Source organism: Thermococcus sp. (genome assembly GCF_027012695.1).
In the GTDB taxonomy this organism is placed as follows: Archaea; Methanobacteriota_B; Thermococci; order Thermococcales; family Thermococcaceae; genus Thermococcus.
In genome coordinates this window covers 1-10,310 of the sequence record NZ_JALUYR010000126.1, presented here as the reverse complement: position 1 = coordinate 10,310, position 10,310 = coordinate 1, and the positions used below count along the sequence as shown (strand labels likewise).

The following is a 10,310-nucleotide window of genomic DNA, read 5'->3' as shown; positions in this document are numbered from 1 at the left end:
TTCCTGCCTCCAGCCCACGCCCAGGCCTACGACTACGAGATAAACGCCTACGCCCTGTACTTCGATGTCATGAGTCCCGACAGCGTCCTGGAGACGGTGGAGATCGATCTAACATCCCACACCAACCTGAGCCAGTACGTCCTCTACACCGATTATCCCGTTGAGAATCCCCGGGCAGTTATGGAGCGCGGCAACACGACGGTTCCGGTGAACGTTACCGTCAGGGAGGTTCTAGGTGGGACGAACGCGATCTACCTGGACTTTCCGGCCATAGGTCCCGGTGAGAGCGCGAAGATACGGCTTACCTTCACCACCCGGGGTATGATAACCGAGACCGGGGGAAAGCAGCAGTTCACCTATTACGTCAAGTTCAGCCAGCCGGTGGGCCTTTTCCACGTCAGGCTGCTCGTTCCAAGGGGCTACGCCGTTCTCTCACCCATAATCCCCTCTCCCGATAGGGTGGAAAGCTCAACGACGAGACTTCTCCTCGAGTGGAGCAGACAGAACGTCCGCGCCGGTGAGGAGTTCTACTTTATAGTGGGTTTTTCCGGGGAGATAACACCACCAAAACAGCCATCGCTCCTCCTGTACCTCAGTCTTTTTACTGCGGGTCTCGTGACGGGAGGGGGCGTTGTTTACGGATACATCCTCTATCGCGAGAGGAAGAAAAGTGAAGAGCGCAACCATCTCAGAACCGACGAGGAGAAGATATTAGCGATTCTAAAGGAGGGGCCGGTTCTCCAGAGCGAGCTAACGGGGAAGCTGGGCGTTTCGAAGGCCAAGGTGAGCATAATCCTCCGCGAGATGGAGGAGAAGGGTCTCATCACTCGTGTCAGGGAAGGGAGAACCTACAGGGTTTTCCTGAGGGAGTGAGTAGCTTTATAAACGCCTCCTCTCTTCTTCCCTCTGGTGAGAGAAATGGAAGAGTTGTTTGTCTGTCCGGAATGCGGTAGCGGTGACGTTGAGGTCATCAAGGAGAGGGGAAGGGAGCTTACCCTCAAGTGCAACGAGTGCGGCAACGTCTGGCACGTTACTCTGCCAAAGCCCGTAAAGGTCCCGCTCATAGTCAGCAAGCACGAGAGGAGCTTTAAAACTGAAGCAGAACTCCCCGAGGGCGAGGAAATCAAAGTCGGTGACATAGTCGAGACCGAGGATGACGAGGTAAGGATCACTGGAATAGAGCTCGATGGGGACAAGCGCGTCGAGAAGGCCAGGATAGGGGAGATAAAGACCCTCTGGGGAGAGAGCCTTAACTATCCGAAGATCATCAAAGTATCTATCTACCTCCCGAAGGGCCTCACACAGGCATTCCGCGTCAAAGTACCCAGGGATGAGGAGTTCGCGGTTGGAGAGGTCCTCGAGGTTGGCGGCTACACCTTCAAGGTTGAAAAGATAAAGACCGAGAGAAAGATGCTCCGCCATGGTAAGGCAAAGGCCGGCGAAATAGTCGCAATAATGGGCCACCACATCCCCAAGGCCCGGGCCAGGAGAAACCTCGAAATCTACCGCGGCTACGCGAAGGAGTCAAGTAGCACCAGAGGCTAAAGCTAAACCGGCAAAAATAAAGAGGTCTTTCCTTTTTATCCCGCTGACGCGGGGGGATGGGTGCTTGGCCGCCACTGGTATCGAAATCCTTTTAAAGTCCCCCTCACAACTCAGCACGCAAAACCGGATGAACGATGAAGGATTCGGAGGGATGAAGGATGGCTAAGCCAAGCTACGTCAAGTTTGAGGTTCCGCAGGAGCTTGCCGAGAAGGCCCTTGAGGCAGTCGAGCTTGCCCGCGACACCGGAAAGATAAGGAAGGGTACCAACGAGACGACCAAGGCCGTTGAGAGGGGCCAGGCTAAGCTCGTTGTCATAGCCGAGGACGTTGATCCCGAGGAGATAGTTGCCCACCTCCCGCCGCTGTGCGAGGAGAAGGAGATACCGTACATATACGTCCCGAGCAAGAAGGAGCTCGGTGCCGCCGCCGGGCTTGAGGTTCCCGCGGCCAGCGTTGCCATAGTTGAACCCGGCAAGGCCCGCGAGCTCGTTGAGGACATCGCCATGAAGGTCAGGGAGCTCATGAAGTGAGCTCCTTTTCCTTCCCGTTCACGAACGATTCAAACTCATTCGCGAGTCTTTATGGGGTGTGAGGTATGAGCGACGAAGGTTATCCCGCCGAGGTTATTGAGATCGTTGCAAGGGCCGGCGTCACCGGTGGCGTTACCCAGGTCAAGGTCCGCGTTCTTGAAGGTCGCGACAAGGGGCGCGTCATAAGGAGGAACGTCAAGGGACCGGTCCGCGTTGGAGACATAGTCATTCTCAGAGAGACCGAGCGTGAGGCCAGGGAGATCAAGAGGAGGAGGTAAAGATGGCCCGCTGGAACGTCTGCTCCTACTGCGGAAGAGAATTCGAGCCGGGAACTGGCAAGATGTACGTCAGGAACGACGGCAGAGTCCTGTTCTTCTGCTCCAGCAAGTGCGAGAAGTACTACTTCATGGGGCGCAATCCGAGAAAGCTCAAGTGGACCAAGGCCTTTGAGGAAGCGAGGCTCCAGAGGGCCAAGAGGAGGAAGTAATTTCTTCTTTTCTTAGTAATTTTAATCCAATGGACATTTCTGCCACTCCTTAATTTTGGAAGAGCGAAAGGGTTAAATACGATAACTGCGTTCCTTTGATTGACAACCCGGTTGGGGGGGTCAAATGCGACAGAAAGTGGTATGGTTCGTACTCGGTGTTTTGGTTGGAAGCCTGTTTGTTGTTTCAGCGTATCCGGCAGGGAACGATGTTCAGTATGCCGCTCCAGCGGTTCAGAAGATTCCAGGCGAGGACTACACAACCCTTCTCATCTACACCCCGAACGGCCTTCCACTGAACGTTGAGAATGTTCAGAAAGCTGCTCAGGAGTTCGTTCTGAAGAGCGCTCCAAACGCCAAGTGGCACGCCTATGCACTACCAGAACTCCCAAAGGACGCGGTTCTGACGGGCTACGGGATAAAAGTGACGGGGGACGGCAGGGTTGACGTTCTCATTCTGGCAGCCGGAAAGGGTACCCCCGTTCAGGGCACAAAGATCAAGAATGAGATGGAAGAGTGGGGCAAAAAGAGGCCTGAGTTTCAGGAGGACATACCTCTCGGTGAAAAAATCGGAGTTCCAGAGGAGTGGAGTGTGAAGACCGTCAACAACGGAAACGTGAAGATTTATACCGGTGAAAGTTCACCCTACTGGCACAACTTTGGGAGACTGGAACTCAGATACGATGACCCCCCTTATGGAAAGTTATACGCTCGGTTCTATATATGGGGCCTCTGGAACGATGGGAATCCAACGGAAGAAAGGTTTCTGTGCACCACGGATGAAAACGGTCGCGGGACTTACCGTGTCACTCCGGGTATAGCTATAGGTGGTAACTACGGGAAGTACTTCACAAACGATATCAAGATAACCCATGACTGGGGCATTGACCCTGCCCTTCATGGACGGTTGGGCATTATGAAACCTGCCGGGACAATAAACAGGTACGAAACCCTCACAATTAGCATCGGGCCGGTCTCATACCCCCTTGCAATTGGTGGGTACAAAGTCTATGGAGATGCCATTGACCCCCAAGCGGTGTGGGACTTCGACATTCCCTATAACGAGGATGCCTCCCACCATACGATTGAATTTATGCCTTCTTCCGAGGGCATAGTGAAGGAGTCCGTTCTCCATGATGGCTCGTGGCATGATGTTACCCGGATCAAACTATGGGCAAAATTCAGGAGTGTGCATTGGTATACAATATTCAAGCACGAATCCTGGACGGCTTTGGACTGGTACTTGAGGGTTGGCTGAGCTTTTATTCTGTTCCCTTCCCGCCTTTCTTCCCGGTTCACTCCAGTTTATTCTGGCTAGAAATCCCAAAAACCTATTAACCCTCCCGCCAACTACTTGCGGTGTTGCCGATGGCCGAGAAGCAGATTGAAAGAACCCTCGTTATTTTGAAGCCGGACGCCGTTGTAAGGGGCCTGATTGGGGAGGTGATAACCCGTTTTGAACGGAAGGGTCTCAAAATCGTCGGGATGAAGATGATATGGATCACCCGCGAGTTAGCGGAGAAGCACTACGAGGAGCACAAAGGCAAACCCTTCTTCGAGGCGCTCATAGACTACATCACCAAGGCCCCCAGCGTCGTAATGGTGATTGAGGGTCGCTACGCCGTAAGCGTCGTCAGGAAGATGGCGGGAGCGACAGACCCGAAGGATGCTGAACCCGGAAGTATACGTGGTGACTACGGCCTCGACATAGGCGACGCAATATACAACGTCATCCACGCCTCCGACAGTCCGGAAAGCGCTGAGAGGGAGATAAACCTCTACTTCAAGCCTGAGGAGCTTTTCGAGTACTGCAAGGCAGCGGACTGGTTCTACCACACCCACGCGAGGGCGAAAAGGGAATATCTGGATAGTATGGATTGCCTGGAGCGCTAATTCACCACCATCGTTCTGTCCTTTCGCTCTTTTGCCTTCCTCCTGTAGAACTCCGTGTACTCTTTCATTACCTTTACACACTCTTCGCCTATACTCTTCTTCGTTATGCCAACAATGTAAACCGCCGTTCCCATAGTCAGGACAAATGCAAGGGCATAAAGCATCGCAACGGCTAGGAGGCCCGGGGAAAGGACAAATCCCACGGTAACCATGAGAAGGGATAGCCCATAAACAAGGGTCTTCTGCCGTGTCTCGTTGTACGGAACCTTTAGGAGGCACTCCACTACTTCCTTCCAGCGCGGGAACTCTTTAACGAATTTCCCACCGACAACCAGCGTGTTCCTGTAAACCCCATAACTCACGTTATCCGTCAGGCAGTCAAGTTCCCTGTTCTTGAGCACATCCCTCACGGATTCACCGCAGGGGGCGGCTTTGAGTGACCTCGGGGGATTCCTGAAGGAGAGAAAGCCAAAGCCCGAAACGAGGGCGAGGCCGAGAAGAAAGGGGAGTAAACCTCCACTCACAGCAAGCCCGCCCCTGCCACCAGGGTATAACCCACCGAAAGCGAAGTTCCAGCCAGTTCGTCTATCGTTAAAGACCCCCTGGAGCGAATCCAGACGTACAGGAATGCAACTAACGTGGCAAGAAACGTTTCAAGGCCAGTAAGCTCGTTCGGCGTGAGATCCCCGAGCGGAGTGCTGAAGAAGACCTCACCAATGGAGTTCCACCCACCGTAAGCACCCATAGAGGCCAGGTAAGTAAACACAGGAATTCCCGTCGCGGCCATCGTCAGCTCTCCGGCTTTCCCTTTGAACCTGCCGTAGATTAAAGCCGATATGATTCCGAGTGCAGTCCCAATGGCCAATCCTATCATCAGACCACCGAGCAAGATTACTATCGTGGCTTTTAATTTTTGCGCCGAACCCTTTAAAAGCCCCCGCCGGAGTTAGGGTCAGAGGTGAGGAAAATGACGAAGAAGATTAGGCAGCCCATCATCGCGGTTCTCGGTCACGTTGACCACGGAAAAACCACTTTGCTTGATCGTATTAGAAATACTAATGTGGCACGTAAGGAAGCGGGCGGAATAACCCAGCACATCGGCGCAACGGAGGTTCCGATTGACGTCGTCAAGCAGCTTGCCGGCCCGCTCATCAAGCTCTGGAAGGGAGAGATAAAGCTCCCCGGACTGCTCTTCATCGACACCCCTGGCCACGAGGCCTTCACGAGCCTGCGTGCCCGTGGCGGAAGTTTGGCGGACCTTGCGGTCCTTGTGGTAGACATTAACGAGGGTTTCCAGCCGCAGACGATAGAGAGCATCGAGATCCTCAGGAAGAACAGGACGCCCTTCATAGTTGCAGCGAACAAAATAGACAGGATAAAGGGCTGGAAGATCGGGGAAGACGAGCCCTTCCTGGTTAACATCAAGAAACAGGACCAGAGGGCGGTTCAGGAGCTTGAAACCAAGCTCTGGGAGCTGATTGGTAAGTTCTACGAGCTTGGCTTCCAGGCGAACCGATTCGACCGCGTCCAGGACTTCACGCGCGAGCTGGCGATAGTCCCGATTTCGGCCAAATACGGTATCGGCGTCCCAGAGCTTCTCGTGCTCATAGCGGGCCTCTCCCAGAAGTACCTTGAGGAAAAGCTCAAGATCGAGGTTGAAGGCCCGGCGAGGGGCACGATCCTTGAAGTCAGGGAGGAGCTCGGCCTTGGAACTACGATAGATGTTATTATCTACGACGGAACCCTGAGGAAAGACGACACGATAGTGGTTGGCGGAAAGGACAGGGCGATCGTAACGAAAATCCGCGCCCTGCTCAAACCCAAGCCCCTCGACGAGATACGTGACCCGAGGTTCCGCTTCGACCAGGTGGACGAGGTTACGGCCGCGGCAGGTGTGAAGATCGCCGCCCCCGGTCTTGAGGAAGCCCTGGCAGGTTCTCCTGTTATAGCCGCCCGCTCGGAGGAGGAGATCGAGAGGGCCAAGGAGGAGATCCTCAACCAGATACAGAGCGTCGTCATAAGCACCGGAAAGCTCGGCGTCATTGTGAAAGCGGACACCCTCGGCTCGCTCGAGGCTCTAAGCAAAGAGCTGAGCGAGAAGAACATCCCCATAAGGAAGGCCGACGTCGGGAACATCAGCAAGACCGACGTCATGGAGGCACTGAGCGTTAAGGAGGAGGAAGAGAAGTACGGTGTCGTCCTCGGCTTCAACGTGAAGGTGAACGAAGACGCCAGGGAGATCGCGAAGGCAAAGGGCGTTCCGATATTCGTCGGCAACGTCATTTACAAACTCATTGAGGACTACGAGGCGTGGGTTAGGGCCGAAGAGGAGAAAAGGAAGCGTGAGCTTTTGAAGAACGTTACCTTCCCCGGAGTTATTCGCCTCTACCCCGACGAGCGCTACGTCTTCAGGAGGAGCAAACCGGCAATAGTCGGCGTTGAAGTCCTTGAGGGCAGGATAAAGCCGGGAGTTACCCTCATCAACGAGCGGGGCGAGAAGGTTGGGACGATAAAGTCCATCAAGAACAAAAACGACTTCGTCCAGGAGGCCAAGAAAGGAGATGCTGTTGCGATAGCCATAGAGGGGGCAACGGTCGGTCGGCACGTCCACCCTGGAGAGACGCTCTACGTTGACCTGAGCAAGAACGACGTTATAGTTCTCCTCAAACAGCTGAGGGATCGGCTGGACGAGAGCGACCTGAAGGCGTTGAAGATGACCGCGAGGATCAAGGCGAAGACGGATCCCTTCTGGAGGGCGGTCTGATTTCTCTCCTTTCCGTACCCGTGAAGGGCGGGCTAACGGCCCGGCCCCGTCTTTATTCTGCTCAGGATCCCAGCAATCCACTCCCGGTAGACCCTCAACGAATCCCTGAAGGCCTCCCAGCGGAGGAGTTCGTTGAGCGAAACGCCCATGACCACTGCCGCCGGTGGAACCAGGGCCGTCGCGTAGAAGCTGAACTGTGTCGTTCCTCCGAGGGCGTACTGGAGAATGAAGAACAGCACAGTGAACCAGAAAACCCCAAAAGGCTCAAGGATTTTCTCCCTCCTCCTGTGGAGCCAGGGCATAGCGAAGACAAGGATGACCATTGCCATCAGCAGATACGGGTCCGTCCCGGCGAAGACGTTTGGATCATAGTGTAGGGCGAAGGCCTTTCCGTTGATGAACCATTCCCACACCGGGGAGGCCGCGGGATGTCCTCCCTTATCAGAGAGGTGCCACCGGAAGCTTCCCAGTATTGCCCTGAACCAGTCCACCGGTCCCACGACGATCATCGCCGGAACGTTTGGGAGCAGAAAACCGAGGGCCGGAAGGAGGAACGCCGTCATCAAAAAGTCCACCAGGTTCTCGCTTCTTTTCAACGCTCTGACAAACAGAACCGGCCAGCCGAAGCCGCCGCTCAGCTTTGACGCGCCGGCGAGTCCGAGGGCAAAGGCCGCCAGACGGTTCCTTTCGAGGACGAGAAGGAAAACGAAAAGGGAAACCCCCAGCGCGACGTAGATGTCGAGCATCGCCACGACGGACATGGCCTCCAGGGTTGGATCGGTGAGGGTGAATACCAGGGCTATCAGCGCCGCCAGGTAGCTTCCCCCTATCCTGTACGTCGCGGCGGTCACGAGGAGGGCCGTCAGAAGGAAGGCGATTATACCCGGAAGGCGCCAGTTTACCGGCCTGTCCTCGAGCAGCATGCCAATCATTATGAGATCCTTCCCGAGGAACGGATGTTCGGTGTTGAGGTAGTTCTGAATGTTCTCTTTGTCTGGATACCAGAAACCGGGGACAATCCGGTAGGTTCCCTCGGGAAGGGCCATGGAAAGCTCCCTTAGAAAGGCCTCAAATCCTTCGGTGGGAAGTTCGAAGTAAACACCCGGAAACTTAAAGTACTCCTTCTCCCGGGTCGCGTTGTACCTGATTGCGATTTTCTCAACCTCGTACTGGTACTTTATCCGGACGCTTTTGTTGGAGAAGATAACGTTAACGCCCCGCGAGCCTGTCGTCTCGTTGATGTAGGTGAGGTCGACGCCGAGCCTGTGAAGGATGTTTCTGCTCGCGGGAACGTACCAGACCTCGTCGCTCACGTAGTCGTGGAAAACCGGCTTTGAGGCGAAGTCGTAGAGGTACCAGAAGGAGCCTACTATCGAGACGATGAGTATAAGGGTGAAGATCAACTTCCTCCACTCCATTCTATCCCCCTGCCCGGATTGCGGGCAACGTTTTTAAGACTCTCCCCCAAGGCGGGAACATGCTCGAAGGGATCACCGAGGAGAAGGTGAGAGAAGCGGTCGAACTCATAAAGAGAGGCTTCGATGAGAGGAAGCTCCGCGCGCGTCTTGGCGAGAACTGGGAGCTCATAGCAGAGATAGCGAGGGCGAGGATAAAGGCCAGGAACAAGTTCTCGCGCAGGGATCTGTGGATGGATCTCCAGGGGCTTCGATACTCAACCCACGAAGAAGTTGCCAAATACCGCGCCAAGCGCCTTAATGAGTTCGGGGCGAAGAGCATAGCGGACGTTTCCTGCGGAATTGGAATCCAGCTTATCTTCTACGCAATGAAGGTTGAGAAAGCTTACGGAATAGACATTGACCCACTCAAGATCGAGTTCGCCCGAAGGAACGCGGGGAAGTACGGCGTCTCGAACATCGAGTTCATAAACGCGGACTCACTCAGCAGGGATACCGTTGAGAGAGTAGATGCGGAAGTTATTTTCTCGGATCCGGCCAGGCCCCCGGAGATGCCGGAGAGAAGGCTGGAAGACCTCCTTCCAAGTCCGCTGAAGGTTTACGAGGCCTATTCCAAAAAAACCGACGCCTTCATCTTCGACCTCCCGCCCCAGATAAGGCGCGAGAGGATTCCCTGGAAGGGCGAGTTCGAGTACATAGACCTCTTTGGAGCATTGAACAGGCTGACCTTCTACACGGAACCTCTCGCGAGGGCCGAGAGGAGCGCGGTCATCCTACCAGCTGAAGCGAGGATCGAGAGCGATCCGGACCTTGAGAACATCGTCGAGTGGACGGACGAGCCTGGTGAATACCTCTATGAGGTTCCGCAGGCGGTTGACTACGCGGATTTGATAAACGAGCTGTTCCACCTCCTTCCGGTAGAGGCTAAGATGCTCCTTCGCGAGAAGAGGCGCGTTTTGGCGACCGGAGACGGGGAGATAAAGAGTCCGTACCTCAAGAGGACCTACCGCGTCGCTGGAATCGTCCCGTTCCATCCCGTCAGGATAAACGACTTCCTGAGGAAGGAGGGGTTTGGAAGGGCCACGCTGAGGATAAGCGTGCCCGACAGCGAATACTGGAGGTTCAGGAAGCGCGTGGAGGCGAACTTGAACGGCGAGAGAAGGGCCTTCATCTTCCAGTTGGGGAACAGAGCGGTGATAGCGGAGGGGCTGTAACCCTTTAGTTCATTTTTATGGCATTATCTCAATGAGATCAACGTTCTTGAAGTCCTCATCGAGGGTCGCCAGCTTGTCGCAGTTGTACTTGAGGGCGGTGGCGAGTATCCTGGCGTCATGGGGGAGGAGCCCATAACCACTCACCAGCTCACCCACGGCATCCCATCGGGCATCAGTGACAATAACGATGCCCATTGCACTTATCTAATAAGAACAAGGGCCAAAAGCTCTCCAGCCTTCTCTCTGGCGGCGGGATCTTTCTTTAATAGTCTCCTAAGACTCCTCATTGAGCGGTTCTCGGGGACGAGGACCTTCTTAAGAACGACGAGATACGTCTCATCCACCACGGTATCGCTGGTAATCTTCGGTTCATCAAACTCAAGAATTTTCTTGGCGAGTCCAGTCAGCTGGGTCTAAAAGAGGAGATTGAGAATAACGCTTGAATCAACGAAAATCACAGGTCGT

14 protein-coding genes are annotated in these 10,310 nt (G+C 54.7%); 9 read left to right on the top strand and 5 right to left on the bottom strand.

What is annotated here, in order from left to right:
• Positions 1-3: 3 nt before the first annotated feature.
• From MV985_RS08885 to ndk, 7 genes are all read left to right on the top strand, one after another.
• On the top strand, positions 4-873 hold the full coding sequence (locus tag MV985_RS08885; RefSeq protein ID WP_297465461.1) for a MarR family transcriptional regulator: 870 nt from the start codon (positions 4-6) through the stop codon (positions 871-873).
• Between the two features lie 45 nt (positions 874-918).
• Positions 919-1,545, top strand: coding sequence for an HVO_0476 family zinc finger protein (locus tag MV985_RS08880; RefSeq protein ID WP_297465458.1), 627 nt, complete (start codon positions 919-921; stop codon positions 1,543-1,545).
• 158 nt (positions 1,546-1,703) lie between these two features.
• On the top strand, positions 1,704-2,075 hold the full coding sequence (rpl7ae, locus tag MV985_RS08875; protein WP_297465455.1) for a 50S ribosomal protein L7Ae: 372 nt from the start codon (positions 1,704-1,706) through the stop codon (positions 2,073-2,075).
• A 65-nt stretch (positions 2,076-2,140) separates the two neighbouring features.
• Positions 2,141-2,353, top strand: coding sequence for a 30S ribosomal protein S28e (locus MV985_RS08870; protein WP_297465452.1), 213 nt, complete (start codon positions 2,141-2,143; stop codon positions 2,351-2,353).
• Between the two features lie 2 nt (positions 2,354-2,355).
• A complete protein-coding gene (locus MV985_RS08865) occupies positions 2,356-2,562 on the top strand; it encodes a 50S ribosomal protein L24e (protein ID WP_297465450.1) in 207 nt (68 codons plus the stop codon).
• A 124-nt stretch (positions 2,563-2,686) separates the two neighbouring features.
• The gene (locus MV985_RS08860) at positions 2,687-3,817 is read left to right on the top strand and encodes a hypothetical protein (RefSeq protein ID WP_297465447.1); all 1,131 of its coding nucleotides are present in this window, start codon (positions 2,687-2,689) and stop codon (positions 3,815-3,817) included.
• Between the two features lie 110 nt (positions 3,818-3,927).
• A complete protein-coding gene (gene ndk, locus MV985_RS08855) occupies positions 3,928-4,452 on the top strand; it encodes a nucleoside-diphosphate kinase (protein ID WP_297465444.1) in 525 nt (174 codons plus the stop codon).
• Here ndk and MV985_RS08850 read toward each other — a convergent pair.
• Positions 4,449-4,862 (bottom strand): hypothetical protein, encoded by a 414-nt coding sequence (locus tag MV985_RS08850; protein ID WP_297465442.1) that lies wholly within the window; start codon positions 4,860-4,862, stop codon positions 4,449-4,451. The genes ndk and MV985_RS08850 overlap by 4 nt on opposite strands.
• Before the next feature lie 110 nt (positions 4,863-4,972).
• Positions 4,973-5,326 (bottom strand): hypothetical protein, encoded by a 354-nt coding sequence (locus MV985_RS08845; protein ID WP_297465440.1) that lies wholly within the window; start codon positions 5,324-5,326, stop codon positions 4,973-4,975.
• Between the two features lie 84 nt (positions 5,327-5,410).
• On the opposite strand from MV985_RS08845, the gene infB reads away from it, so the two are divergent.
• Entirely contained in the window at positions 5,411-7,216 is a 1,806-nt protein-coding gene (gene infB, locus MV985_RS08840; RefSeq protein ID WP_297465437.1) for a translation initiation factor IF-2, read from the top strand.
• 32 nt (positions 7,217-7,248) lie between these two features.
• Here the strand turns inward: infB and MV985_RS08835 are convergent, their stop codons facing one another.
• The gene (locus MV985_RS08835) at positions 7,249-8,634 is read right to left on the bottom strand and encodes a dolichyl-phosphate-mannose--protein mannosyltransferase (protein ID WP_297465435.1); all 1,386 of its coding nucleotides are present in this window, start codon (positions 8,632-8,634) and stop codon (positions 7,249-7,251) included.
• Positions 8,635-8,693: 59 nt separating this feature from the next.
• Between MV985_RS08835 and MV985_RS08830 the strand changes: the two genes are divergently transcribed.
• Positions 8,694-9,845, top strand: a complete 1,152-nt coding sequence (locus MV985_RS08830; protein WP_297465433.1) for a methyltransferase domain-containing protein — start codon at positions 8,694-8,696, stop codon at positions 9,843-9,845.
• A 15-nt stretch (positions 9,846-9,860) separates the two neighbouring features.
• Here MV985_RS08830 and MV985_RS08825 read toward each other — a convergent pair whose 3' ends face one another.
• Both MV985_RS08825 and MV985_RS08820 read right to left on the bottom strand, forming a co-directional pair.
• Positions 9,861-10,040 carry a PIN domain-containing protein gene (locus tag MV985_RS08825; protein WP_297465431.1) on the bottom strand — a complete coding sequence of 60 codons (180 nt, stop codon included), beginning with the start codon at positions 10,038-10,040 and terminating at the stop codon, positions 9,861-9,863.
• Positions 10,041-10,045: 5 nt separating this feature from the next.
• The gene (locus tag MV985_RS08820) at positions 10,046-10,192 is read right to left on the bottom strand and encodes a hypothetical protein (protein ID WP_297465428.1); all 147 of its coding nucleotides are present in this window, start codon (positions 10,190-10,192) and stop codon (positions 10,046-10,048) included.
• Positions 10,193-10,310: the final 118 nt, after the last annotated feature.